Below are 23,013 nucleotides of genomic sequence, written 5' to 3'. Positions count from 1 at the left end.
GTTGCAAGACCAACCTCTATGGAGATCGAAATCATGAGCCAGACCAGCAACACCGTAGGAGCGAACTACCAACTGCCCTTGATCCCGACCATCGTGAAGGGGAACCTGAAAAAGGGCATGGGGGATATCGGGGCAAGTTCGGGAGACCTTTGGACCGTCGACCCATTCGAAATCATCGTAGACGAGCAGTACAACGTCCGCGAGAAGAATAAGGCCTATTGGGCTAAGGTGGAAAAGCTCCGCCTCTCGATGCTGAACCCCGAGATCGGCTTCATGCGCGACAGTCCTCTGTCCGTGATCGTTGCCAAGCGCGACGGCAAAGATGTCGTCATTCTCAAGCGCGGCTACCGCAGACTTGAGGCTGCGAAGCGTGCCATCCGGGACGGCGCCAACTTCACGCACGTCTATGCCGTCGCGACACAACGCAATTTGAGTGACCTAGAGCGCACCTGCGATTTGCACCTTGGCAACGACGGCGACAAGCTGTCGACGTTCGAACTCGCCAAGCTCTGCAAGACCGCTTCGATCTATGCTCCCGACGTCACAACGATTGCGAAGGGCATGGAGCTCGAGCCGGCTTACGTCGAAGACTTGCTGATGCTGATCGAAGGGCCTTACCAGATCACCAACTGGGTGCGCGACGAGATCATCGCGGCAAGCTTTGCCATCGACATGTTGAAGAAGCATGCCGAAAAGGCCGCGGAAGTCATCCAACGGACAATTGACCGGGCCAGGGTAACGGGCAGCACGAAGGTTTCCGCAAGGCACACGCCTGGCGCCCTCCTCAGGAAGGCAGTGACGAAGGCGGCACCCGACATGCGCGTGGCCATCCACGACATCAAGGCTGACCCTGCTTTCACCATGCTCGCGCCCGACACCAAGGCAAGAATCGACACCATCTTCGAGGCTCTGAAAAAGGCAGAGGACGAGGAATCCCTCCTCAACACTGCCGCCGGCGCCCCAAGCGACAACGGCGAGACGCCCGCGACGGAGACTGTTGGGGAGCAGGAATCGGTTGCAGCTTAACCAACCAAGGCCCGCATATCACACTGCGGGCCATTCTTTTTCATTCTCCGCTTTTTCGCGTCGTCCAACGCCTAAGCGCGAGTACGCGGCCTACCGCCCTATCGGGCTGCGTTGCGGCCGTTGCACTGCAGTGCCCGTGCAACTTATCTCCGTCCTTCTTGCATGCTCGTAAAGTCCTGCTTCGCCTGAATGACAAACACGCTGGAGCTTCGAGTCATCGAGAACATTTCGTTCAACGCCTCTGCAGGTGATTTTGGCTTAGTCGCGGGGATGGGGTCGCCCGACCGCAGAAACTTACCGTGACTCCTGACACGCTCCGCCTCAACCTCGACCCCGCGCCACTCCTGGACAGCCTTCAGTTGGGCTGCGCCTTCTGTCAGGCGACGCTCGGCCGCGCAGGCACTCTGGTACCACATACCGATCTTTGCTTTCGACCAGTTTTTGGTACCGGTCCCAAGTACTGGGGCGATGGCGCATAGCAGCGCTCTCCGGACTATGCCGCTGCCGTACTTGCTATCGAAGATCAGCATGGCCGCGAGCAATCGGCTCTGACGGGCCCACTCCGTTGGCGCCAGCGCATTGACCATCCCCTGATAGCGGCTCCCAGGGTATTCACCCTCGGCAACGAGCATCATGTATCCCAGCGATACTGCCGAGTAACTGTTCAAGCTGGGCATGCTGGCCAGGACGGCACTCCCGAGGTGGTCGACATTGCTCAGTGCACTTCTCCGATCGTTGACTAGATCGTCGTCGTCCTCTGTATGGCCCTCGTACCGTACGGGCAAGCATTCGCTGATAGCTTGATCAACAAACACATCCAGTTCAGATGCACTAATGTTGGCCAGTACGGCCGCCATCAATGCGTCTACACCCGCCGGCGATCCCATCACCGCCTCAACATCCGCACTCCGTCCGGCAAACATGTGCTCAACCGCGTCATGCCACCGATTCCCCACCGAAGGAATGCCCCTCTCAGTGCCCACCTCTTCGACCAGCCTCTGTGACAACTCGAACGTCTCAAAGACCGCTCCCTCGCGCAGCATACGCTGCTGTTCCATGGCATCGAAAGTCGACGTCGCTAGATAGGCCTGGCCACGCTCGGAGAACTCGGCTTGCCCCGCCAGTCGGCATCCCTCTTGACCGCGATACAGTTCGACTGAGTGAGGAAATTGATCGTGATACCACAGGCTGTCCAGAAGGTCGCTTCTTCGACCGGCCTTCAGTTGCTCTAAGCGACTGCGCTCGATGAACCACACGTGCTCGGTCACCAGATCACCCTGCTCCGCAGTTAAATCTGCCGGCACCACCTCACCGCACAGCAGATCCGCCAAGGCCGCATATGCGGCGCCTCCATCTGGCGCGAAAACGCGTGGAATGATGCCGCCGAGCTTCTCCGCAACGATGCAGCAGCCCAACACCTCCGCATTCTTGGTGACGATCCACTTCACCGTCCATTGTCGAGGGCCTTCAACCGACGCTGTCAGGGCGCCACTGGCAAGCGCGTCCTTGAGGGGTTGGCACGCCGCGGGCACGAACGAATCCATCATGAATGAGACAACGGCGTCCGAACCATTGCCCAGCTTGCCGGCTTGCCGGAGATCTTCAGCGAAGTCCTCTGGCAACATCTCGATCTGCGAGACGAGCTTGGACCAAAGGAAGACGCGACGATCTGGATAAATCGCCCACTTATACGGTGGAATGTCCTTCCGCAGCAGATCGGGCGTCTGCTCTGGCCACGGTTCGCGTGCGCCAGCGTAGTACCCCATCTCATCACGTATGACTCCCCGGCTGGCGTCCAACTCCGCGATCCGCCGCAACTTCTCCTCGAGGCTTAATCCCGCAATAGCAAGCTCGTTAAAGTGCAGCTTGGAGACGAGAGATCGAGCAAACAGTAGATCCAAGCCGTAGCGCACAAACATGCGCCACGCCACAGCGTTCTCGATCCTTTGCATGCTCACCGCCCCCTCAGGCATTGAGAACGATGGGGTGGCCTCGCGCTGCGCGTCGTGCAAGCCCTTGTAGCCCAGCACGATGGCCAATGAATTCTGGGACTGCATCAAGGATTGATCGCCCAGGGGCCAGATCTTTCGCAGGGCCTTGGCGATCTTCGTGTAGGAACCATGCTCGAAGTCAGCATGGAGCAGCGGGATACGCATAGCAACTCCTTCCGTAGCGCGGGACAGGTTGTAGTGGCTGGTTCACCGTTATGCGCTACGCAGGGTTGTGTGCGTCTAACGGGGTGGATTACTGCATCTCATGGCACTGCCTTTGCCAACACCAGCGGCACGATCGAGATGGACCGGTCCGATCAATATATCGAAGGTACTCATGCAGAGTCAACCGCGAATTCAGGTTGCTGTACCCACAAAGAAAAAACCCCGCGCAGTGCAAATGCGCGGGGAGCTGTGTGTTCAGAATCCGACTAGCTTTTCGCATCGTCGGCAAGGTAGAAGATCAAACCTTTGATTCGGTGCAGGCCCTGCAATGGCATGCGCCCTGCTACGGGCGCAGGAAGCCAAAGACACGCCCCCAGAAGCTGGGACGGGAAATCGATATTGATCGCCATGCCCCATCTCTGCGATGTTCCATTGACATGCGAGCACCCTCGCTGCGGACTCGATAGTCGAATCGAGTCAGGCCTTCGCAGTGAAGGCACGCCGCAAGCCCCGTCAGGCGATAGACGTCCGGAAGAAGGTTGACCACGCGGCCTCTCTGCAGCCTGGTGGCCAGCGGCTTGCCGCAACCCTCGCACGAGATACGGATCTCGGGAAGTACGGCGCCGTCGGAGAATTGGATCGGCAGAGACGCGGACAATGCAGGCGTCTCTTCCCACTCGCTAGTTGAGTTGACTGCTTGTGGATTCACTGGTCGGGGATGCAATTTGCGTTGGCTGGTCTGCGCTCGCAAGCATAGCACCACCCTTTTCATCCCAGCCACGTAGCACAGCTTCTACGTAGACCGCCACCCATCCTGGCATTTGCCGCTTTCCTCGCTCCCATTCGCCATATGCCGCCAAGCGCCGGCCGAACTTCTTCGCCATATCCTCTTGCCGCAGGCCGAGCTTCTGCCGCAAGGCGGCCAGGTCGGGCGATGGCAGCGTATTCTGCGGCCTCACGATACCCTCGAACAACGCGGTTGCCAGTAGCAGAACAGGCTCCGGTGCGCCCTCATGTTCCCAGCGCGTGACCAGCGGCGTCGATACATGCAGCCAACTTGCGAGCGTCGATTGCGATATGCCTGCGGAAACGCGGAAGCCCGCCAGAGCAGTAACCTCGCGATCGCGACGACGGACGCCGTACTCTGCGGCCATGTCGTCCCGAAACCGTTGTGCGGCGTACAGCGATCCCTCCTTGCCATGATAGGCGGCGTCTCTGAAGTGGCGATTGGCGACATACTTCCCGCTTTTGAACAGACGCACACGCCAGCCGGCATCTGCTGGGTTGGCCGGACGTTCATCTCGGGAAATTCCTTGCATAGCTGGTTCGGCCAGCCTACGGGCTCCCGTTGCTGCGCGGTGCGTAGTTGTGGGCGGTTGCAGCGACACGCTGCCTGGATCGATCGTTCGCGATTGCATCTTCACTCGTTCTTCAAGCATTTGGACACCTGGCAGAGCTGATCCGGGTTACCAATCTCCTCCGGTTCCGCCATCGAAAGTCGGCCCTCCATTTCCGCCGCCGCCACTTCCGCTCCCGCCATACCATCCGCTGGATTCATCACGGCTTTCCGCGCTCTTGGCCGGGGAAGAGCCGCTCAACATGGAGCCGACCACCACACCGGTAAGGAAGCCGCCGCCCTGCGTTTCGGTGTTGTGCACCGCTGCTCGAGGAGCGATCGCCTGCGCAATAGGTCGACTTGTCACCACTGCCGGCCCGACTCGGCGATGATCACCAGGGTCCGCCACAGGGGGAGTAGTCACGACCCCGGTTTCCGCGGCCGTCTCTAAGCGTGAGGCCCTGGCCACGAGCGCCGGCATCACTCCCTCAATCGATGTGCCGTGCCGCCACTGCGACACTGTGCGTTCCACGTCTTCGCGCAGCTTCCAGATGGACTCCAGGATCAGATCCTTCTTGCCGGTTGGGTACGAAGCCGCCTTGCACACACCCTCCGCAGAGTCCAGACGCTTCAACAAGTCCTCCAGTTCATCCGGAAGCCGGGCTACGCTTCGTGGCCGATCGCTCGTCTGGACTCGGAAGATCCCCATTAGGACGGCGACCACCATCAAAAGTGCCGCTGGAACGATGAGCCACAGCATGCGGCCCTCCCAGTCCTCAAGCACGGACACAACTTGCGGCTGGGTGGAAGGCGTGTCGGTTGCCTGCAACTGGGCAGCACTCGACGTGCCCTCTATGGCCCGAGTCTCTTGGGCGACATCCGTGCTTTGCGATCGCGATGTGCCGGCGTCGAGGTTGCCTTCGACAAGCGCCTCCTCTCGGGTGACCATAGCCTCGAACAGCTTCGGCGATGATGCAAACTTGAGCGACGGATCAAGTTCCTTCGCCCTGCGATACTCCGCTAGCGCCTCAGCGTGCCGGAACTGGCGTGCATAGACCTGGCCGAGTTGGTAGTGCGCTTTCGGCGATTCGCGCTCCCGCAGAACCTCCCCGAGAAGCGACTCAGCTTTGGACCAGTCCTCTGATCTCACTGCGCTGGCCACATCGGCTGGCGACGGCATCGCAAGTGCCACCGCGGACATCACCAGAAGAGTGACTGCCACGCAGAGGTGCTTCGCATTCGCCCTCACGTACGTGGCCCTCCTTTCTTGTCGGCACGCATAGACAAAATCGACTTGTTTGACGCTACGGCCTCGGCGTTATGGATCGCTTCCGGCGACAAACCATCAATGCGGCTAGTCCAGACCACGCCAGGCGTCTTGTTCCTGACCGACCAGAGATAGGCGTTGTCTAAGTCCCCCGATTTAAGGTAGAGATCGCCTAGTCCTTTGGCCGCGTACGTCGATCCAGCCAACCATGAGCGTTCGAAGAATGCTACGGCGACATCGCGATTTCTCAGCACGGACCTTCCTTCAGCCAGAAGCGATGCAGCATCATCCAACAGCGGAACGTCGCCAGGCTTTCCTTCTGCGTTCTTGGCCCGCTCGACAATCTGCGCAGCAACGGCTTCGCGGCTGGCTTTCATCTCATAGGTCCGTACGTACCTCAGAAGTTGATCCGTTGCCAACACAGGCGCCAGCTCTGCAGCCCGCGCATCCAGTGCAACATACAGATCCCGTCGGTATGCACGAAAGGCCTCCCCGCAAATCCTCGGGAAGCCGCAGATGCTCGTGGTGTCAGGATCAGTCCTGCCCAACTCAGCCTCCAGAATTTCAATTGCCTTGTTTCCATCAGATTCGGCCTTTGCCCGATCGAAGACAGACACTTGTTCTACCGGCGCACTTTGGGTGCAGCCAGCGACCCCGACTGCGGCTAGAGCCAGCAGTAGCGTGCAGATCCAGCGGTGATAGTTCATCATTCACTCCAGTTATGCGATGCCGTCGACCCCTCTTGATTCATCGACGGACGTTTCGCTACACAACACGTCCCAGCATGACAACGGTCGTCCGAGACGAAACGAGTTCACCAGCCCGCTTAGGCCTCGCCGAGCCGACTGAAGATCCGGTCGAGCTTCTCACCCAGCGTTGCCGCGGTGAAGGGCTTAACGATGTAGCCGTCGGCGCCGGCGTGGGCCGCTGCGATGATGTTGTCCTTCTTGCCCTCGGCGGTGACCATCAACACGCGAACGCCAGCGTATTTCTCAGATTGGCGAATCGTTTGGAGCAAGGTCAATCCGTCCATGCGAGGCATGTTCCAATCCGTCAGGACAACGTCAAACGATCCCACCTCCAGCTTCTCCAATGCATCGACGCCGTCTTCCGCCTCCTCGACATTCGAGTGGCCAATGTCCTTGAGCAAGTTTCGAACGATGCGACGCATCGTGGCGAAGTCGTCAACCACAAGGAACTTTCGATTCTTGTTCATCCTGGCAATCCTGCGGCGTCCTATTGATCCGTCGGGAATGAGTTGGCGCCCAGCACGAGGTCTTCACGTACATGCTTGATCAACTCTTCGCCGCCGGCGGTAATCCCATGCGCACGGATGCCTCCGGTAACTGCCCAGTATGTCTTGCCACTGTCGCGGTCGATCACCTTCTTGTGGAGCATCAGGCTGTAGTAGAAGAACCGATCTCCGTCCCGATAGGATGCGGTCTCCATGACCCCAATCAGCCTGTAGTTCGAATCAAGGGCCTGGACCTTGGCGGGAAGGAACTGGGTCACTACCTCCGTGAACTTGGCCTTGTCCACGACCGCGTCGGTCGACGCCAGATTCATTTCAATCGCGTTGGCGGCCTGCGTCAGGCCGAAGAGCGTTGCGGCCAACGCGCATTTGAGAGCATTCTTCAAGAGCAGCCTCTTCAGATTTGATGAGTTTCGGGAACGGCTCGGGGGAGCGGAGACTGTGTTTGTCCCTGTGCTAGAGCTACTGGTTCTTTACACAGTCGACAGAAACATACTGCCTCTGCTTCCAGGGGTCCTTGGACACACCGACACCCAAGTCCGCAGTCTGCTTCCTAACGGAGGTAGCCGCAGCGTTACATGCAGCCAAACTCGCGAGGTGTTCGGTCTTCACCGTGACTCCGTGGGAGGTCGTCATTACTATGATCAGAAGGTAAGCACCCATACTTTTTCTCCACAGCGACTGGTTATAAATTTCAGCGTCGATGCTCTTCGCACGAATCGCTCGGTAGATTTCTCCGGATTCGAGGGGCTAGATCCACCACTAGGACCACAAGCCCGCACATTGCAGCGGAGATAGTCAACGCAATGAGACCATTCGTATAAGTTGACACACCGGGGAACCCATTTCGTAGAACGCCCACAAGCTTCCGCCAATCGGAGAACCCATTCATGGGCAAGACAGGCTCTACCAAAATCGCGAAGCTGAGAGCCAATCCCACCAGCACCACGAGGACTGCGGCATAGAATGCTATCCGCGCATAAAACGACTTCAACATCACCCTCTCCCTGGATACCGAGAAAACCGCGTAGGCCGGCTCAATTGATTGACGCTGGTACCGCTCTCCGAGTTACACAGTCGAGCGACACGGAAAGCGCGTACCGTCCCTCCCCCATCACAACGAAGACCTCGGCATAACGCCGTAAGGTTTGACGGATCTTCTCTCTCCACCAACGGGTTTCAGTTGGGCGGTTGCGCTGCAGTTCTTCGTAGATATCAGCCAAGCTGGCCTCACCTCCCAAACGGCGTAGCGCGAGTTCGATAACCTTGCGCCAAATCGGGCCGCTCCCTTGCTTCAGAACGACCTGGTAGTCATCCTGCATGCGTTGCACGGCAACGGTCTCGTGAAACAAGGCAAATCCCAGAAGTCTGCGATGGTGCTCCTTGTGAAAGAGCGCGAACACCAAGGGGAGCCGCAAGCCATCGAACACATTCCGCGGCACGAGCTCCTGCGCGATGGTCCAACGCTGGTTGTAGTCCACTACGCGGCCTGCGGTCTGGAACGCGTAGGCCGGCAGAAGGAATCCAACCCTCCCCCCTTCCGGCAGCAATGCATGTGCGCGAGCAAGGAACCTGTCCACCAGCGCCAGCTTGAACGGAGGATTGCCGATGATTGCCGTGGGCCTCGCCTCCAAGTCGACCGTGCAGAAGTCACCTGTGATTACCTCGCGTCCGGTTGCGACTCGCGCGCATTCGGCCGCCAGTGGATCGATCTCGACGCCGATCGCCGGCACATCAGTCGGAATTGCCCCAAGGAATGCGCCAGGACCGCAGGCCGGCTCGATCACAAGATCGTCTCGCCCGAGGTCGCCGAAGTACCGCTCGACAAGCTGCTCCGCCGCCCATGCGGGCGTCGGGTACTGTCCCAATCGGCGAATCTTGTCCTGGTCGTTCATAATTTCTTGGTTCGCGCTTCAGTCGCCGTATTGTTACGTGTTACCGTTAATTTAGTCAAGCCGAAAAATGGAAAGTCCAAAAGAAAACCCCCGCTCGCGATGACGCGTAGCGGGGGTGGTGCAGGGTTAAGCGCAGTGAGCTGTCAGTGCATGGCAGCCTTACTCATCGACGTCCGGCGGCTCGTATGGCGCCTGATCTGCTTGCGCAGTTGCGCGGCCTCCTGAAGCATCTCCGGGCAGACCACTTTCCAGACCGCACAGACGGCGTGTCCGGAGCGAACGACGCGATCGGTTTCCTGGAACTTGTTGAGCTCAAGGATCGACTTCAGGGCGCTGTCGTCGAGATCCCAGTTAATGGCGATCTCATCGTCTGCGAAGTCCACATCGGGCAGGTTCACATTCAGCCTTGATGGCCCCTCATCAGACCAGAGTTGAATGGCGATTCGGCCGTTCGCGAAGACCATTACTTGCGTTGTGAGTGCTTCATTCATGAGTATCTCCTTGAGCATGGGTGATCAAACCCGATTCATGGGCCTTGTGGACTGATATGTCCTCCACGCGGCTATATGAAAAAGGCCTGCCGAACCGGCAGGCCTTATGGGCAACGATCGGGATTCCAGGTAGTTATCGACCGTGCGCGGACGTCTCGACGTGCGTCCGATCAACCTTGTCCACGGAGTGCAGGAGATATCGAAGGAGCGCCCCGGTGACAAGCAGTACCACAACGACCTTGAGAGGCGAGATCACGCTCAGCGCAATGCCAAGCATCGGGCCCAGGACAACGCAGAACAGGATCGTCAGCGCCGCGATCAGGATCAGAGCAAGCAAGTAGGAGCGCCAGTTTGCGCGAACGTGTTCCATGGGGAATTCCTGTGTGACCGTTGTATCAGATCGCTATTCTAGTCGTGTTTGTACCTGTTAGGTATCGTTTTGCCGCAACATGATCTTTCAGCGCAACCAAACCCCTGCGTAGCGAGGCCCATTGGTGTTCCCGAGAACGGCATCGACCCTCCCTAGGAGATGGCTGTCCGGCACGAAGCCCCAGTATCGGCCGTCCAGGCTATCGCTTCGGTTGTCCCCGAGCACGAAATAGTGCCCCGGGGGCACGATGCACTGCATTCCCGCTCTGCCGAAGGCGCAACCATCTTTGGGATGCAGCGCCTCGACGGCGGCCAGATCCGCCCAAGGGGTTCCGGGCCGGTGGAGCGACTGGTAGCTCGTCAATCCGAGCCGCTCGACGAACTGGTCGACCGCCACGGGGTGGCCAGCATCGCTCGTGTAGGTGTAGCTGCCGGCGGGAGTTTGGAGAAGCCTTTCACCGTTGATCTCGATACCTGCGTCATCGACGCGGACGGTATCACCCGGGATTCCGATCACTCGTTTCACGAACGCGCGGCTCCGATCGGGCGGGTACTCGAAGACGATCATTTGTCCTCTAGCGGGCTGGCCGGTTGGGATCAGCGGGAGGTTGAGCACTGGCAGGCGGATGCCATAGGAGAACTTGTCCACGATGATCACGTTGCCAACTGATAGCGTCGGCCGCATGGATGACGACGGGACAACGAAAGGCTCCACAACGAAGAACCTCACCAGACATACGCCCAGCACCATGAGGAACGCGTCGCTCCCGTAACGCGCCACCCCGGACGTCCAGCGGCGCCCACGCGTGCGCTTGGCCAACCAGTCCGCGCCCCATAGAAGGCCGCTCACCGCAGCTGCCACCAGCAGTGCTGAGGGCAAAGTGGCAACGTAGACCAGCAGCAGGAACGGGCCGAAGATCGCACATGAGTACCCAAGGGACAGAAGCCTGCTGTTGACCTCGTCTGTTTCCCCCCGCCGGCGGCCATAAGCCACCATGGCCGGCCCGGCGGCGGTCAGCGCCAGACCCGACAGGAAGAGGCTCATGCGACACCCCCATTGCTTGGTCCTTTGCGACGCACGAGTTTGCAAATCAGCCACGCCGAAGACAGCACAGCCAGCCCACCGGACACCCAGCCGACGGTCTCTGCGGCGGCCCACATTCGCACGTACCAGGTGCTGCTGTGGAGTATGTCCCTGGCCGCGATCGCGACCGACGCGAGCAGGAATGCAATCGCAAGGACGTTGAAAGCGATTGTGAGCAGCAAATATGGGCGAAAGCTCTGCCGCCAGCTCACGATGATGGTCCGTACGTTCATTCTGATTCCTTCTGGGGTGCCAAAGACCACCCGAACTCGTCGACGAGCAGCCGCCAACCAGCAAGAGCGCCAATGAGATGGGAGTCGCCCTCTCGTACAGCGCCGACGTTCAGCGTCCGGCAGTAGTAGCCGGCGAGCTTGGCGGTGGCAGATCCGAGCTCCTCTCGGAACGCCGCATGTGACGGCGTGCCTTCACAGGGCGAACAGCTTTCAAATTGGAGCGGGAATGGCTGCACGATCAGTAGCCCGGGGGCAAAAGAGGAGCACAGCCACCTCAACATGAACTGGCCGAGCCACTCGCCCAACCCTTGACCTTGCTGGTCAGCCCTCACCTCAATGCGGGAGAGGTGCAGGATCGGAGCCGACCCGAGCAAACGGCCGACGTCCTGCACGGCCGATTGCGACAGTGCGATCGCCATAGAGCTCAACGCACTACTGGCGCTATCGCAGGCATCCAGGAACTGCCACTCCTCGAGGGTCTGGCCGGCGCACGGCGACAGCAAGTCGAACTCCACGTACGCGCGTGGAAAGGCCTCGCCTAGTCTGAACGCCTGCGCATGCACGCCTCTGGCATCCACGCCGGAGTCTTCCGAGAGAAAGCTATCGGACACCTGGCAGAGGACAAGCCACGGCTCCTTGGCAAATTCGGCGTCCAGGCGGATTCCGTCAGTCAACGCCTCGACTTCGCTGAAGTAGCCGGTCTCTTGCCGGCGCCGCGGCCAACCCAGTTCCAAGGCGGTGGTGGATTTGTTAGCAGTCACGATGTCTCCGTTGATGGGGCCACAACGGCGGTTCAATGCCGCGGCCTAGTTGCGCTTCCAGCCAACAACCTTGTCCTTGAAGCCCTTGCCGGGCGCGAAGGTCGGTACCGTCCTGGAGGGGATCTCGACGAAGGCCCCAGTGCGAGGGTTTCGCGCGGCGCGGGCGGCGCGGGTGACCCCACGGAATGCGCCAAATCCAACAATGGTCACCTCGCCACCCGCGGCGACCTCGTTCTCAATCGCCGACAAGACCGTCTGAAGTGCACGCTCTGCGGCGACCTTCGTGAGACCGCAACCTTGGGCGACTTTCGCCACCAACTCTGCTTTGTTCATGACACCTTCTCCTGTTTGCAACAGAGGCGACTTGGCGTCGCCCCATCCATACTCGTTAGCGCGAGACAAGTCCCTCGCCGGCGGCACCCCACAACCGGCTGACGTAGCCGTCGTCCGCGATCGCGATTTCTTCCCTCCGTGGACGGCCGCCAATTGCCAAGGACGCATGGCCTGATACCTGCGCGCGAATGGAATCGAGGGCGAAGGTTCTGCAGGAAGCGTTCTCTGTGATGTGACAATCGGCCTGAGAAGTGACCAGTGCCTCGCAGTCAATCGAGCTCATCCCGCCGGCGGAGACTGTGAGGTGCCGGCAGCGTCCGCCTGCCGATACTTCACTGGAGTCGGTACCTTGGATCTCGAGCGCATCCACGTCGATATCGGCGATGCTGACGATCGCGTCGCCGCCCGCGGCAACGCCGGCGATCTGGGGCGCGGCAATACCGACGACTACGCGTCCCTGATGTTCGAACGCGTGGTGGGCACCGGGATCGACCTCGATCACCAAGGTGCCCTGGCTGACAACTGTGCTGACGGCCTGCAGCTGCGCCTGCGAGCTGGCGGAAAGCCTGAGCTGATGGTCGGGCAGTTGGTGGAACTGCAGATCGAATGGACCAACAACGCGTAAGCGGGACGGAACCAGGATCTGCCGCTGCTCGGCGAGCATCTCAAGGTGGACGTCACCAGACGGCTCGTTCGATCGCCGGCCAGCCAACCTGCGGATGCAGCACCAGAGAACTCTCAAACGCTGAAAACCGCTCATCCGCGAGCCCCGTCCTTGGGCACAAAATGAATGTCGTTCTCCTCGGCGTCATAGGCCCAGTGTCCATCGGCATCAGGGGAATACGCCTCTCCTTTCAACAGTTCAAGAGCAACCGCCCTTTCGCCGTCTCGCAGATCTGGGAGCCATCCATCCACCATGCTGGTGAATCGCTGCTCGTAGAGCTCGTAGAACTGGCCACATCCCTGGTTGGCCAGCGCCGACATCTCGCGGATCTTGGCTTGTAGATCCTCTCGCGTGAGCGGTCGCAACTCATACTCGCGTTGGCCCCAGCCGGCCTTCCAGTTCTTCGCCAGTGCGATATCGCTGGCGAGCAACGGAGATGGTTCAAGGTTTGGGTAGCCGGCATAGCCAGCTTGGAACGCGAGCTCGATGGCCAGAGTTTCTTCGCGCCTGTCGGCAAACAGCCTGCTGAGCGCGATCGCCGCACTGGCCTCCAGCGCATAGACGGCCGGATCTGCTGGAAATACAGTCGTATTTGTATCCTCTCGAATAGCCTCCGGCCTTTCGAGTACGCGCAACACCAGGGCACCCAACACGGTGAGCTTCAGCGAGGCGCCATCACGCATGGCATCGCCCCCTTCCCCCGTACTTGCGCCTGCAGCTGGCTCAATGAGACCGAGCATCCGCAACGACCGACAGGATTCCTCGGTCAACTGTGACGCGGCATACGCCGCTCGGCGCACCGCACGCAGGCCATCAACGGTCTCCGGCGGCATTTCCACGCCGCAAAAGCGCACCGCCCCATCCTTTGCCTTGATCAGGCTGCGAACTGACTTCAACTTTTCCCTCCTGGGCAAGCACATTTCCACCTATCTCGCTTCATATCGCGTAGCAATACACCCTCAGTGGAAGGCTCACGATGTTCGAGCGAAAAAAAGCCCGCATAACGCGGGCAAGCGGTGATACGAGGAGAAAGGGGTCAGGCGGCGCCAGGCACGAACAGCGTATAGACGACGTACACGAGGCAGAGAGTGGCGAAAAAGCCGCTCAGAACGAGAGTCAGGCGATTTTCGGCCAGCAGATCCGTCACAAACGCGTCGAAGTCCGGGGGCACGGAGGAGGCGTTGCCCGTTTTCACGGTGAAAAGGCGCTTCCGGCGCTGGAAAGCGATCAGGAAGATGAAGGCACAGATCACGAGGGCAACACGGGCAGCAACAAGGGGAGTCATGGTGGGCATCAACCTTTTCGGTTACTCAACGCCTCTTATGCTACATAACACGTATCGATACGTCAACAAGGAATTTTTGGCGCGTGAGACGCACCATGCGCAGAGCACCAGAGGCTATCGAACCGGAACGGCGTTACGGTGGAGCGCCTCGATACCGCGCTTCAGCTTCTCGCTCTCCCCTGCCTGGTAGCTGGGCCACGGCGCGAACGGCCACTCCAACAGTACCCCGCCCCAAACCAGCGAAGTCGGGCAGCGGTACCGCGCCGTCTCGCTGTCGATTCGCACGAGAGAGATGCCATCGCATTGAACATCATCGACGCCCAGAGCTCGAGCGTCTCCGATGCCGGACTTGTCCCGGTCGCTGAAGAAAACCCAGTGATCGATCGTCGTCCCGGTCAGGTAGATGCCGGCGAGCACGGCCCAGACGATCATGCCGACCCGAAATGCGGGCCCTTCCGCGGCCTGGTGCCTAGCCGCGAGCAGCTTCTTGCCGAACACGATGACGGTTAGCACGCCTAAGGCGAAGAACAGCGGCACGCTCAGGTTAGTGCCTGGTCGCTGCGCCCCGGTGAAAACTGCCTCAAGGCCGAAGCCGAAGATCACCGCGCAAGCCCCCACTGTTGCGGCCAGCCAATGCAGCACGGCAGTTATGCGTTGCGGTCCGTCGCGGTTAGAAAGCGCGCGGAACGTTGCGATCATGTGGGCATACAGCAAGAACGTGGTGGCTGCGAGAAACGGCATTGGTGGGGATGCTTCGAAAAGACGGTGTGAGAATCGAATGATGTGCGCTCGGGTCATTCGCCGGCGAAGGCGATCGTGTCATCTGGGACGTCGATGCCATGGTGCTCGCGCACTTTCTGGCGGAACGTGTGCCATTGCTCTGGGCCGGCAACACCGTGAGCGCAGAAGAGACACTGGGGAGCCCCGGCCATCTGCGCTTCGCCGCTGGCGTGCACGTCGATGCCAAATCGCTTACTGAAGCGGGCAATACAACTGCCATCAGCCCAGTTGACCCATACGGTGTCGCCCTGGGCGGAGGTCAGGACCTCGAACGCGGACACTTCGGCATCTGGCCGGCCGGGCTCGGCCTGCGCTGACCCGCCCGCAGCGCCGCTCTTTGGCGTCTCAGCCCCCAAGGCCAACCGGTCAAGGAAGCCACTGGCCTTTTCGGCAGACCAAAGCTCGCTCGGTCGGCCATCAGGGTCACCGCCCTGCTGCAAATACCAGTCGCCAAAGCGCCATCCGACCAGGTACTGCTCAGACCGCCCGGTCGGCTCTCCGGCGGCGGCGACGTCATCAAGACACTGTGTAGCCATTCCGATTGTCCGTTACGCCGCTGCTGCAGTGCTGGAGCCTATGACGTTCAGAAGGTCGTAGACCGTGTCGTAGATGCCTTCCCTGCAAACGAAGAAGATCGAGCCGCCGGCGTCGGCCTTGAGGAAAGCCTGGCGAACGAGCTCCTTTGCCTTGAACTTGGAGGCCACATCGACCAGCTGAGGCGCGTTCTTCCCGAGCTCCTTCAATCGCTCGTAAGCCGCCTGCCCAACGGGCGTCAGATACAGCCCTTCGCGTGCGACATTGCCAATGCCGAGGCCTACCGCGAACTTACCCGCCGCGGTGACGGTGTCCAGGACCACATAGGACTCGAGGTACTTCGCCTGGTCTTTGATCTCGCTGGAAATCTTCATTTTCAACTCGCTCATTGCTCGGATAGCGCACATTCGCCAACCGTATGCCGTTGGCTATCAAGCGTCAGCCGGCAAACCCAGTTCGGTGCGCCATGTAAATTGGTATGACCCCAACAGGTTCAACAGCCGCGTCCCATCATCCAATCCGCTTGGCCGCCAACCGAGTGTCAGCCCATCCCACGGAACATAGACGCCATGAGCAAGCTGGCGCAGACGCTCAGCTTCCTCGGCAGGCTTACCACGGGATGCCTCCAAGAGCTGCTGAATACGATGCTCAGCCTCGTTTGTTACTTCTTTGTAGTCCCATGATTTCATCGGAGTCTTCCCTCTCATATATTCGTCTGCTGCGACGCTGCGGCATGCAGAATTGACCAAGAAATACCGGCACCCGCTATCTCTTCTGTCAACGAGCGCAAACCTGCCTTCACATCTCAAAGTCCCTGTCGCGTTGCGAGTGTGTCGCGCTGTCGTTCTCTGCCACCCGGTTGAGCCCGAGCCGTTGGCGGTAATGGCCTGTGATCGTAGAGAGCAACTGATTGTTGGCTCGCTTCTGATCAAGCTCCAGCCCCCCTTCCGCAGTGACGGTAGCCACGTAGAAGGGCTTCATATCGGAAACCTCATCAAGGTAGGCCAGGATTTCCGCTGTATCTGCGAAGGAACCGATCCTCGCCCCAACACCCGCGTGCGCGACGATATACTCCGGCAAACACAATCCGAGGTCGGACAGATCCGCGGCCAGAACTCCGTTCTCCCGTGGGAGATTGGACACAGACACCGCAGGAACGTACGGGAGCCTGGAATACTGGATATACAACCCGAACGAACCCCGATTTGGCCTATGCACTTTAGTTAGTGCGTCAACTTGCAGGCCCTTGGAATTCTTCTGGTCGTAGTGAAGGGTGAATGGATTGGTATCGGCTTCCGCCTTCTTTGCCTGAATCCAGAAAGCCCTGGCGAAGCCGCTCCCTGCTACCTGCTGTCCAGCAACGATCAGGAGAATATCGGCGCCTACATCCGCTTCCTTCACTGCCGGCTTGGCATGCTCAAAGATTGCGCTATAGGCAATCTGCAGATTCCCGCTTTCGGCGGAGAACCTCGATGCAGTCCCGACTTCGGAAGCCAATGCCTTCAAGAACTCTCCGGAGACCCCGTCCTCGACCTTGGCGACCACCGCATTTGCGGCAGAACGACATGCGTGGACAACGCACCAGTACAACGCCCATTGCGCTGGACTTGCGAACTGATCCAGTTGGCTCACGTCGGACGGCGATGCACCGTCCCTCAGGAATACGCTTCGAAATTTCCACGTCTTCTCATGGAAGCTTGCGGGCGTCCCAGGCGGAAACTCCACCAGCGAGGGCAAGCACCAGTCTTGACGGTCCCGTTCTTGTTGCGCCGCATCCCGCAGTTTCCGATTCTCCTCCTGACTTGTCGTCAGAGCACGCTCAGTCGTCAGGAGCGTCGACCGCGAGAGGGAAAGCTGCCCCTCGCGCTTGGCAAGCGTCTTCGACAGATCGTTGGCGAGATCTACTTTGGCTTGAAACTCCTGCTTCCTGACCAAACCCAAGGAAGACAACAGAAACTTGAAGAATGCCTGCATAGCGAGGATGGGATTGGCAATTGTCGTATAGGTACGTGTTACGGATCATACGTGAGATCTTTATACTTGCCAAGAAGACAGGACAGAGCCGGGCGCGCTCGATCCAAGGACTGCCGCAGAGAAACGCCGAGCCCAGAAAGCCGAAGGCCCGCACGATCTTTCAATCGTGCGGGCCTTCGACTGCAAGTGCGATCTTTCGGATCGCTTCCCAACCTCAGAGGAGAATCTGAGACCGATGTGTGTGTCGGTATGGGTCTATTAAACATGAGGATGGCATCCTTTGCAAGGAACATTACCCCGGGGTAACTCCACAGACGCGGCGCAGGAAAGGAAAAAACGCCGCGGAGAAGCTCCGCGGCGTGGTGAACAACAGTTACTGGCAACGGAAGACCGCAAGGCCTCCCACGTCTCCGCTGGTCGGGGTAACGGTACCGTACGCAATCACGAGATAGGGTTTGCTCAGGTCCGAGCCAACCGTCTCTGCAATCACGAACGAACCACCGCCAGTGGTCGGCATGTCCACCAACACGTTGGTTTTCGACACAGTCACACCATGGTCAGCGCCGATATCGAGCGACAGGTTCAGCGTGATCACCTTCGTAGCCAGGTTGATGATCGCCGAGCTGCCCGCACCATTGAAGGTGCCAGCGGCGATCGAACCATCCAAGCTCGTCGGTTTCGTCGAAGCCTCGTAGGTGCATGCCAGCGTGCCGGTGCTCGGGCCCGAATACAGATCCAGGGGGATGCCCACTGCATACGGCGCAGCCTGGTTGGCCCGGAGCGTCTGGGTGTTGTTGACCGTCGGCGTCGTGACGTCGAACGAGCCCACCTTCCAGCGGCCGATTGCATACTGACCGTTGCCGGCTACATCATCGATTTCTGCGACGTCGGACAGCTTCACCGACATCGCTCCACCGCTGGCACCCAGCGTGCTGTACGCCCCTTCTGCCGTAACTGCCTGCGCGGTCGCGGGGACAGTCAGAGCCGAAAGGAAATTGCCAGCCAAACCCGTCGGCTTCAGCGCAGTGCCTGCAAACAGCACGGTAACGTCCTGCGAGCCAACCAGCGATGCACTGCCGGAGACCTTCAGGCCGGGCGTACCGGGGCCGGTCGGGTTGGTCGGGGTCGTCGGATTCGATGGATCAGTCGGTGTCGACGGATCAGTCGGAGTCGTCGGACCGGACGGGTTCGCCGGATCGGCCGGTGTGGGGTTCGAGGGATTGCCCGGTTGCGGAGTCGAGATGATCGGCGTGGAGTCCGGCTTCACCGTCTCCTCACCACCACCACCACCGCATGCAGCGAGTGCCAGCGAAGCAGCCAGTCCAGCCAGAATTGCAAAGGGTCGAGTCGATTTCAACATGGGTACATCTCCTTGATCGATTGAGTTGGGAACAAAAAAGTGCCCCGCCAGGTGACGGGTTGAAGCCTTACGGGCTTGATATGGAAAACAGAGGGAGATAAAGGATCGAAGCCAGCGCGTGTGCCCCACCACCACCACCCACTACCGCCGCCGCCCTACCCACCACCACCCACCAGCGGGCGGCGAGCGCCAATGAAAAAGCCCGCTACCTCCAGGAGAGCAGCGGGCCATGGGTTGCGACGGACTGGGCCTAGGCGACAGCCCTGTTTCGGTTGCGATACTCCGATGCCTTCTCGAGGAGGGTCGAGGAGATCTGCGTGGCCTGACCGGGCAAGTAGAATTCAGCGTCGGAGAGGCTCCAACCGAGCACCTCTCCTGCGAATTTCGCCCCAGTGTCTGCGATGGCCGTCTTCACCTCGTCGTCCGACGCCGCAGCAATCCAGTAGACGCAGTCGTCGGTATCGTCAGAGGAGGCGTCGAATCCAGCGGCCATAACTTCGAAGACTTTCAGGTGAGCGTCCGCGAAACGGTCGACCCACTCTTGCCGCTTCCCAGCACCCTCAGCGTCAAAGTTGCGGCCATAGTGCAACCCAACCCATTCAGCAACGTTGCCGGCATCGAAAGGGATGCCAGATGTGGTCGTAACAGTATTCGTCGTCATACTCGATTCTCCATGCTTGGTGTGCGGACAAAGCCGCGGTTGAGTGCCAAGGGAGATGCGGCGCAGGCAAACCCACGCGGCAAATGAAAGAAAGCCCCGGCCACCTGAGGAGGTGTGCACGGGGCTGGGAGGGTTATGCGAGAGCGGGTTCGTCAGCTATCGGCTCGTAGTCTTCCGCGTATCGTGCATGCAGACTCGGATCGTCGGCCAAGAAGAGGACATCGCCGTCGGCAGCGGACCCGAACTTTTCCATCAGCACAGCAATCTGGGCGCTGCTCGTTTGGATGATGTAGCCACCGTCGCTCGGATAATCCGCGAAACGGAAGGTGCCGTCAGGCTGGACCACCACTTCACCGTTCTGCAGTCGCAGTTCCTCCTCAATGCCCCCGGGGCCCCAGGCTGGATAGCAGGCAAAACGCGCCTCCGTGAGCTCGTACGCCTTGCACACGGCAACGAGCCTGGCAAGCTTGCCGATGAACGAATGCGTGACGTCAAAGGCGGCGTAGGTCGGTGCCTCAGCTGACTCGCTGGTACCACTGGCCTCGATGACTACTCTCGCGGTCTTCTTCGTGTTAAAGGATTGGTTCGACATGAATGAGCCTCCTTCTGAGTTAAGCAGCTACGCCGTGGCCAACCGCGCGTTGCCAGCGGAGAGGAACAAGCTTGACTTGGCTTTCCGGGACGATAGTGCCCTTGACCGTCACGAACTCCTTCTCGTGCAGATCGTTTGTGGCAGTCAGCGCTCCATCCCAGGACAGGGACGTCTCGTCCAGGTCCAGCTCCAGACTCCCATCAGCTTTGCGCTTTGCGCTGAGTAGCTTTGCGGTGCCCGGTACGACCTCGTTCGTACCAATGATGGCAACACCAGAGAGTGTGAAAAGCCTGCCAGGCTCGCCAACGGCAATTTCGTCGTTTGCACCAGGATCGAGGGTGGCTTTGCGGAGCTCGAAAAGCTTGGCCCGCTCCGCTCGAAGGACCTCGATCTCCGCATCAATGACATCAATCGTGCGCTCCGCCCTGTTGGTGGTACTCGTTTCCTGCTGATTCATCGGATTCTCCTAGTGAGATGGGTTGACTTGCAGGTAGGTATGCAGAACGCCTGCCCGTAATTGCGCCGGCGACCTCCGGCAAGCCCGTCGCATGGCAGAAGCAAAGATGCCCGCGGCACGACGTGAGCCGAGCGCGCGGGCTTGGGGTTTGCGTTGATTTACTCCAGGGGGGAGATATCGTTCAGGAAGGTAGAGCGATCACCCGGACACTCCTGTTGGGGACCTAAAAGCCCTGGTCAGCGCCGAGGCCGTACGACTTCTTCGCATGGCTGTACACCGACTCCTCATAGACGGTGCGATGCGGATCATCGGAAAGTCCGCATGACTTCAGGTAGTGCTCGACGAGTGAGCCAAGCCGCGCCTTCGTCCGATCGCCCGATGCGGCAAACACCTCCAATGCGCAGCGATAGGCGTATGGCAGATGCTGGATGGGAACGAGTTCCATTCGGTGCTCCTTTGTTGGGGGGTTGAACTTGCCAACTGTTATGACAAACACCCGCCTCTACCCGCCCACGCCTGAATCGGGATAGGGGGCGGCCTATCGGCCGCACCCCTCCCACACCACCCGGCATGCGGGTCCGCACCGGGCGGTTGGAACAGTTGAGGTTCTCAGGCTTGTGATGCCCCGACCTGATGCCTGGGATGGCTTAGGTTTGATTCGGCGAAGTCGGTTTCTCGCTGCCGCAAGCCGGCCGGGCTTCACCCAACCGGCCGTCTCGGCGAGCTTCGCTTGCGCGAACATCTGAGACAGTCCAACTTTGATAGCCAAAGGGCCTTCCCTCCTGTTCCTTCGGCCCTTCACCGGCGACTTTAGCCTTCCCGGCCACATCGCCCAGCTACTTCGGCCTCTGCTGACTCCTCGCTCCGGCTCGACGCCGTTGCCCTTTCAGACATGAGGCGAGGTCTCCCCAGGTAAGAACGCACTCCTTCATCGCACAACCGCTGCATTTACGCCACCTCGCCTTGGTCATAAGAGCTTCGCGATTCCTTGCCCGCTCGCCCTGCTCGGCAACGCCTTCTATGCAGTTCTTGTCCATCGGCTCGCGATTTATGCTCCACGCTTCCTCCCCACACTCGGTCACCTTCATGCAGTTGCGCTTCACTTCGTTCGCTATGACCAGCTTACGGCGGGACTTGCACCCGCAGGAGTGCGCCCATGCTGGGCGCACAAGAAAAAGGCCGTCCGAGGTGGACGGCCTGTGGTGAGTTTTGGGCTACGGGAAAAGCGCGGTGATTCAGCGCTCCATAACGTTGCCAGCAGCGGAGGTGGCGTTCGGCCCAATCAGCCCAGCGATCACCGGGTTTGGACGCCAGCGGCTGTCATCAAGCCAGTCTGCGATGTCTCGCAGCTTGCTCGGAGGCATTGCCTCGGCATCGAGGGCGATCATCGTCCCTTCGAAGCCGTTGGCGACCGCGTCTGCCTTTGCCAGTTCGAGATGCTTCCCCAACAGTTCTTCTTCCTCCGTCACTTCCACCGTGCAGGTGTGAATCGACGGATTCCAGGCGCTATCGAGGCATGCAACCACAACCTTGACGGGTTGCTTCAGAGCGTTGCTCATGGTGAGATCTCCAGAATGAGTGGCGTTGACTTGCGATCGGAGATGCCGACCAAGGACGTATAAGGCGAACATCCCCTCCTGCTACTCAACACGCGCGATCCGGATCTTGCCGATGACGTCTCGATCCCTGCAGAGCTCCTTCGCAGCGATCTCGAGGTCCTCGTCCGAATGGCCCTCCTCCCGAATCAGCGTGAACGTGGCACCGAGTGACCCTGCAAGGGTGTAGTCAAAGACCACCCCGTTCGAGGTCACCTCCCCGATGCGCCGGTTCCGTTCTACGTCCGATGCGCAATACACCGTGTCGCAGCTGCGCGTTAAAGACTTGGCCATCGTTCAGTTCCCCTTTGCCGCCAAACCCGGGGCTACCTGGTCGTTGCACCCCGTCAGGTACTCATGCGCGGAGGCATGGGCCTGTTCGGGCTGGGCGTAACCATCAGGGCAATGAGACTGAATCCAAGCCTCCGGCCGCACGAACTGCCCAGGCAAACCCGGGACCATCGGAAACCAGCGCGACATGAACTGGCCGTCAACCATTCGGTAGTCACGGACAGCCCGCGTTTCCGCGGGGCCGACAGACATGTCCGCTTGTGCCAGCACTGCTGAGCTCCGAACCCAGTGATGCGCGTCGTTGAGCAAGAAGCTCCGCGCCTGGTCGTCACACTGCCAGAAGAGTTTCTGCGCAACCATGGCTCGCGCCACGTGATCCAGATCGAGAAGATCCTCGGCGGTAACCGTGGGCTTCGCAGTCAGCACCTCCACCTCCTCCTTCCGGGTTGCGTACAGCACCTCTACCACGTCGCGCGGCATAGATCCCTTGGTCGGGTACTGCTCGCGCAGTCTCCGCGACGAAAATCCTGCTCGCACCTGAATTACTTGATTCTGCATACCTTCTCCTTCCTTGCGGGTTGATCGATGAAGAGGGATGCGCAACATGCGGAAATAGA

General features: G+C 59.8%; 31 protein-coding genes. 1 reads left to right on the top strand and 30 read right to left on the bottom strand.

Annotated features, from left to right (window positions below):
- Window positions 1–33: 33 nt before the first annotated feature.
- Entirely contained in the window at window positions 34–1,026 is a 993-nt protein-coding gene (locus GA566_RS30655; RefSeq protein WP_149135151.1) for a hypothetical protein, read from the top strand.
- A 143-nt stretch (window positions 1,027–1,169) separates the two neighbouring features.
- Here the strand turns inward: GA566_RS30655 and GA566_RS30650 are convergent, their stop codons facing one another.
- From GA566_RS30650 to GA566_RS30505, 30 genes are all read right to left on the bottom strand, one after another.
- Window positions 1,170–3,182 (bottom strand): hypothetical protein, encoded by a 2,013-nt coding sequence (locus GA566_RS30650; protein WP_160475148.1) that lies wholly within the window; start codon window positions 3,180–3,182, stop codon window positions 1,170–1,172.
- Between the two features lie 266 nt (window positions 3,183–3,448).
- A complete protein-coding gene (locus GA566_RS30645) occupies window positions 3,449–3,592 on the bottom strand; it encodes a hypothetical protein (protein ID WP_160475147.1) in 144 nt (47 codons plus the stop codon).
- Window positions 3,593–3,862: 270 nt separating this feature from the next.
- The gene (locus tag GA566_RS30640; protein ID WP_187645078.1) at window positions 3,863–4,621 is read right to left on the bottom strand and encodes a DNA-binding transcriptional regulator; all 759 of its coding nucleotides are present in this window, start codon (window positions 4,619–4,621) and stop codon (window positions 3,863–3,865) included.
- Between the two features lie 27 nt (window positions 4,622–4,648).
- Window positions 4,649–5,740, bottom strand: coding sequence for a tetratricopeptide repeat protein (locus GA566_RS30635; RefSeq protein ID WP_160475146.1), 1,092 nt, complete (start codon window positions 5,738–5,740; stop codon window positions 4,649–4,651).
- A 23-nt stretch (window positions 5,741–5,763) separates the two neighbouring features.
- Window positions 5,764–6,495 carry a hypothetical protein gene (locus tag GA566_RS30630; protein ID WP_149135147.1) on the bottom strand — a complete coding sequence of 244 codons (732 nt, stop codon included), beginning with the start codon at window positions 6,493–6,495 and terminating at the stop codon, window positions 5,764–5,766.
- A gap of 116 nt (window positions 6,496–6,611) precedes the next feature.
- Window positions 6,612–7,001: a chemotaxis response regulator CheY gene (cheY, locus tag GA566_RS30625; protein ID WP_149135146.1), complete on the bottom strand. Its 390-nt coding sequence runs from the start codon at window positions 6,999–7,001 to the stop codon at window positions 6,612–6,614.
- Between the two features lie 20 nt (window positions 7,002–7,021).
- The gene (locus tag GA566_RS30620) at window positions 7,022–7,423 is read right to left on the bottom strand and encodes a hypothetical protein (RefSeq protein ID WP_237380943.1); all 402 of its coding nucleotides are present in this window, start codon (window positions 7,421–7,423) and stop codon (window positions 7,022–7,024) included.
- A gap of 651 nt (window positions 7,424–8,074) precedes the next feature.
- Window positions 8,075–8,932, bottom strand: a complete 858-nt coding sequence (locus GA566_RS30615) for a class I SAM-dependent methyltransferase (RefSeq protein WP_149135144.1) — start codon at window positions 8,930–8,932, stop codon at window positions 8,075–8,077.
- 143 nt (window positions 8,933–9,075) lie between these two features.
- Complete coding sequence (locus GA566_RS30610) at window positions 9,076–9,423, bottom strand: hypothetical protein (RefSeq protein ID WP_149135143.1); 348 nt, start codon at window positions 9,421–9,423, stop codon at window positions 9,076–9,078.
- Window positions 9,424–9,556: 133 nt separating this feature from the next.
- Complete coding sequence (locus GA566_RS30605) at window positions 9,557–9,793, bottom strand: hypothetical protein (protein WP_017510888.1); 237 nt, start codon at window positions 9,791–9,793, stop codon at window positions 9,557–9,559.
- A gap of 87 nt (window positions 9,794–9,880) precedes the next feature.
- On the bottom strand, window positions 9,881–10,837 hold the full coding sequence (gene lepB / locus GA566_RS30600) for a signal peptidase I (protein WP_149135142.1): 957 nt from the start codon (window positions 10,835–10,837) through the stop codon (window positions 9,881–9,883).
- Window positions 10,834–11,109 carry a hypothetical protein gene (locus GA566_RS30595; RefSeq protein ID WP_149135141.1) on the bottom strand — a complete coding sequence of 92 codons (276 nt, stop codon included), beginning with the start codon at window positions 11,107–11,109 and terminating at the stop codon, window positions 10,834–10,836. The genes lepB and GA566_RS30595 overlap by 4 nt, the downstream gene beginning before the upstream one ends.
- Window positions 11,106–11,870: a hypothetical protein gene (locus tag GA566_RS30590; RefSeq protein WP_149135140.1), complete on the bottom strand. Its 765-nt coding sequence runs from the start codon at window positions 11,868–11,870 to the stop codon at window positions 11,106–11,108. The genes GA566_RS30595 and GA566_RS30590 overlap by 4 nt, the downstream gene beginning before the upstream one ends.
- A 45-nt stretch (window positions 11,871–11,915) precedes the next feature.
- Window positions 11,916–12,203, bottom strand: coding sequence for an HU family DNA-binding protein (locus GA566_RS30585; RefSeq protein ID WP_029309235.1), 288 nt, complete (start codon window positions 12,201–12,203; stop codon window positions 11,916–11,918).
- A 55-nt stretch (window positions 12,204–12,258) separates the two neighbouring features.
- The gene (locus GA566_RS30580) at window positions 12,259–12,963 is read right to left on the bottom strand and encodes a GIN domain-containing protein (RefSeq protein ID WP_149135139.1); all 705 of its coding nucleotides are present in this window, start codon (window positions 12,961–12,963) and stop codon (window positions 12,259–12,261) included.
- Complete coding sequence (locus tag GA566_RS30575) at window positions 12,960–13,763, bottom strand: hypothetical protein (protein WP_237380941.1); 804 nt, start codon at window positions 13,761–13,763, stop codon at window positions 12,960–12,962. The genes GA566_RS30580 and GA566_RS30575 overlap by 4 nt, the downstream gene beginning before the upstream one ends.
- 140 nt (window positions 13,764–13,903) lie before the next feature.
- Window positions 13,904–14,161 carry a hypothetical protein gene (locus GA566_RS30570; RefSeq protein ID WP_237380939.1) on the bottom strand — a complete coding sequence of 86 codons (258 nt, stop codon included), beginning with the start codon at window positions 14,159–14,161 and terminating at the stop codon, window positions 13,904–13,906.
- 105 nt (window positions 14,162–14,266) lie between these two features.
- Window positions 14,267–14,893, bottom strand: coding sequence for a hypothetical protein (locus GA566_RS30565; RefSeq protein WP_149135137.1), 627 nt, complete (start codon window positions 14,891–14,893; stop codon window positions 14,267–14,269).
- Window positions 14,894–14,946: 53 nt separating this feature from the next.
- On the bottom strand, window positions 14,947–15,468 hold the full coding sequence (locus GA566_RS30560; RefSeq protein ID WP_149135136.1) for a hypothetical protein: 522 nt from the start codon (window positions 15,466–15,468) through the stop codon (window positions 14,947–14,949).
- Between the two features lie 12 nt (window positions 15,469–15,480).
- Entirely contained in the window at window positions 15,481–15,840 is a 360-nt protein-coding gene (locus GA566_RS30555) for a hypothetical protein (protein WP_149135223.1), read from the bottom strand.
- A gap of 57 nt (window positions 15,841–15,897) precedes the next feature.
- On the bottom strand, window positions 15,898–16,155 hold the full coding sequence (locus GA566_RS30550; protein WP_149135135.1) for a hypothetical protein: 258 nt from the start codon (window positions 16,153–16,155) through the stop codon (window positions 15,898–15,900).
- A 109-nt stretch (window positions 16,156–16,264) separates the two neighbouring features.
- The gene (locus GA566_RS30545) at window positions 16,265–17,440 is read right to left on the bottom strand and encodes a hypothetical protein (RefSeq protein ID WP_237380938.1); all 1,176 of its coding nucleotides are present in this window, start codon (window positions 17,438–17,440) and stop codon (window positions 16,265–16,267) included.
- Between the two features lie 373 nt (window positions 17,441–17,813).
- A complete protein-coding gene (locus GA566_RS30540; protein WP_149135134.1) occupies window positions 17,814–18,800 on the bottom strand; it encodes a hypothetical protein in 987 nt (328 codons plus the stop codon).
- A 250-nt stretch (window positions 18,801–19,050) separates the two neighbouring features.
- Window positions 19,051–19,461, bottom strand: a complete 411-nt coding sequence (locus tag GA566_RS30535; protein ID WP_149135133.1) for a hypothetical protein — start codon at window positions 19,459–19,461, stop codon at window positions 19,051–19,053.
- 133 nt (window positions 19,462–19,594) lie between these two features.
- Entirely contained in the window at window positions 19,595–20,053 is a 459-nt protein-coding gene (locus tag GA566_RS30530) for a hypothetical protein (RefSeq protein WP_149135132.1), read from the bottom strand.
- Between the two features lie 19 nt (window positions 20,054–20,072).
- A complete protein-coding gene (locus GA566_RS30525) occupies window positions 20,073–20,510 on the bottom strand; it encodes a hypothetical protein (protein WP_149135131.1) in 438 nt (145 codons plus the stop codon).
- A 223-nt stretch (window positions 20,511–20,733) separates the two neighbouring features.
- Window positions 20,734–20,955 carry a hypothetical protein gene (locus GA566_RS30520; RefSeq protein WP_149135130.1) on the bottom strand — a complete coding sequence of 74 codons (222 nt, stop codon included), beginning with the start codon at window positions 20,953–20,955 and terminating at the stop codon, window positions 20,734–20,736.
- A 790-nt stretch (window positions 20,956–21,745) separates the two neighbouring features.
- Window positions 21,746–22,069, bottom strand: a complete 324-nt coding sequence (locus GA566_RS30515) for a hypothetical protein (RefSeq protein ID WP_149135128.1) — start codon at window positions 22,067–22,069, stop codon at window positions 21,746–21,748.
- Window positions 22,070–22,150: 81 nt separating this feature from the next.
- On the bottom strand, window positions 22,151–22,399 hold the full coding sequence (locus GA566_RS30510; RefSeq protein WP_160475144.1) for a hypothetical protein: 249 nt from the start codon (window positions 22,397–22,399) through the stop codon (window positions 22,151–22,153).
- Between the two features lie 3 nt (window positions 22,400–22,402).
- Window positions 22,403–22,954, bottom strand: a complete 552-nt coding sequence (locus tag GA566_RS30505) for a hypothetical protein (RefSeq protein WP_160475143.1) — start codon at window positions 22,952–22,954, stop codon at window positions 22,403–22,405.
- Window positions 22,955–23,013 lie beyond the last annotated feature (59 nt).

Source organism: Cupriavidus sp. SW-Y-13 (genome assembly GCF_009793345.1).
Taxonomy (GTDB): domain Bacteria; phylum Pseudomonadota; class Gammaproteobacteria; order Burkholderiales; family Burkholderiaceae; genus Cupriavidus.
This window is presented reverse-complemented; position numbering and strand designations above follow the sequence as displayed.

What these genes read in the sequence shown, in the direction of transcription:
- cheY (WP_149135146.1), bottom strand. Translation starts at nt 7,001, where the DNA reads ATGAACAAGAATCGAAAGTTCCTTGTGGTTGACGACTTCGCCACGATG.
- GA566_RS30530 (WP_149135132.1), bottom strand. Translation starts at nt 20,053, where the DNA reads ATGTCGAACCAATCCTTTAACACGAAGAAGACCGCGAGAGTAGTCATC.
- GA566_RS30545 (WP_237380938.1), bottom strand. Translation starts at nt 17,440, where the DNA reads ATGCAGGCATTCTTCAAGTTTCTGTTGTCTTCCTTGGGTTTGGTCAGG.
- GA566_RS30630 (WP_149135147.1), bottom strand. Translation starts at nt 6,495, where the DNA reads ATGATGAACTATCACCGCTGGATCTGCACGCTACTGCTGGCTCTAGCC.
- GA566_RS30535 (WP_149135133.1), bottom strand. Translation starts at nt 19,461, where the DNA reads ATGACGACGAATACTGTTACGACCACATCTGGCATCCCTTTCGATGCC.
- GA566_RS30565 (WP_149135137.1), bottom strand. Translation starts at nt 14,893, where the DNA reads ATGCCGTTTCTCGCAGCCACCACGTTCTTGCTGTATGCCCACATGATC.
- GA566_RS30650 (WP_160475148.1), bottom strand. Translation starts at nt 3,182, where the DNA reads ATGCGTATCCCGCTGCTCCATGCTGACTTCGAGCATGGTTCCTACACG.
- GA566_RS30560 (WP_149135136.1), bottom strand. Translation starts at nt 15,468, where the DNA reads ATGGCTACACAGTGTCTTGATGACGTCGCCGCCGCCGGAGAGCCGACC.
- GA566_RS30550 (WP_149135135.1), bottom strand. Translation starts at nt 16,155, where the DNA reads ATGAAATCATGGGACTACAAAGAAGTAACAAACGAGGCTGAGCATCGT.
- GA566_RS30640 (WP_187645078.1), bottom strand. Translation starts at nt 4,621, where the DNA reads ATGCTTGAAGAACGAGTGAAGATGCAATCGCGAACGATCGATCCAGGC.
- GA566_RS30525 (WP_149135131.1), bottom strand. Translation starts at nt 20,510, where the DNA reads ATGAATCAGCAGGAAACGAGTACCACCAACAGGGCGGAGCGCACGATT.
- GA566_RS30595 (WP_149135141.1), bottom strand. Translation starts at nt 11,109, where the DNA reads ATGAACGTACGGACCATCATCGTGAGCTGGCGGCAGAGCTTTCGCCCA.
- GA566_RS30605 (WP_017510888.1), bottom strand. Translation starts at nt 9,793, where the DNA reads ATGGAACACGTTCGCGCAAACTGGCGCTCCTACTTGCTTGCTCTGATC.
- GA566_RS30570 (WP_237380939.1), bottom strand. Translation starts at nt 14,161, where the DNA reads ATGCCCACCATGACTCCCCTTGTTGCTGCCCGTGTTGCCCTCGTGATC.
- GA566_RS30645 (WP_160475147.1), bottom strand. Translation starts at nt 3,592, where the DNA reads ATGGCGATCAATATCGATTTCCCGTCCCAGCTTCTGGGGGCGTGTCTT.
- GA566_RS30540 (WP_149135134.1), bottom strand. Translation starts at nt 18,800, where the DNA reads ATGTTGAAATCGACTCGACCCTTTGCAATTCTGGCTGGACTGGCTGCT.
- GA566_RS30655 (WP_149135151.1), top strand. Translation starts at nt 34, where the DNA reads ATGAGCCAGACCAGCAACACCGTAGGAGCGAACTACCAACTGCCCTTG.
- lepB (WP_149135142.1), bottom strand. Translation starts at nt 10,837, where the DNA reads ATGAGCCTCTTCCTGTCGGGTCTGGCGCTGACCGCCGCCGGGCCGGCC.
- GA566_RS30580 (WP_149135139.1), bottom strand. Translation starts at nt 12,963, where the DNA reads ATGAGCGGTTTTCAGCGTTTGAGAGTTCTCTGGTGCTGCATCCGCAGG.
- GA566_RS30515 (WP_149135128.1), bottom strand. Translation starts at nt 22,069, where the DNA reads ATGAGCAACGCTCTGAAGCAACCCGTCAAGGTTGTGGTTGCATGCCTC.
- GA566_RS30555 (WP_149135223.1), bottom strand. Translation starts at nt 15,840, where the DNA reads ATGAAGATTTCCAGCGAGATCAAAGACCAGGCGAAGTACCTCGAGTCC.
- GA566_RS30585 (WP_029309235.1), bottom strand. Translation starts at nt 12,203, where the DNA reads ATGAACAAAGCAGAGTTGGTGGCGAAAGTCGCCCAAGGTTGCGGTCTC.
- GA566_RS30505 (WP_160475143.1), bottom strand. Translation starts at nt 22,954, where the DNA reads ATGCAGAATCAAGTAATTCAGGTGCGAGCAGGATTTTCGTCGCGGAGA.
- GA566_RS30610 (WP_149135143.1), bottom strand. Translation starts at nt 9,423, where the DNA reads ATGAATGAAGCACTCACAACGCAAGTAATGGTCTTCGCGAACGGCCGA.
- GA566_RS30615 (WP_149135144.1), bottom strand. Translation starts at nt 8,932, where the DNA reads ATGAACGACCAGGACAAGATTCGCCGATTGGGACAGTACCCGACGCCC.
- GA566_RS30510 (WP_160475144.1), bottom strand. Translation starts at nt 22,399, where the DNA reads ATGGCCAAGTCTTTAACGCGCAGCTGCGACACGGTGTATTGCGCATCG.
- GA566_RS30520 (WP_149135130.1), bottom strand. Translation starts at nt 20,955, where the DNA reads ATGGAACTCGTTCCCATCCAGCATCTGCCATACGCCTATCGCTGCGCA.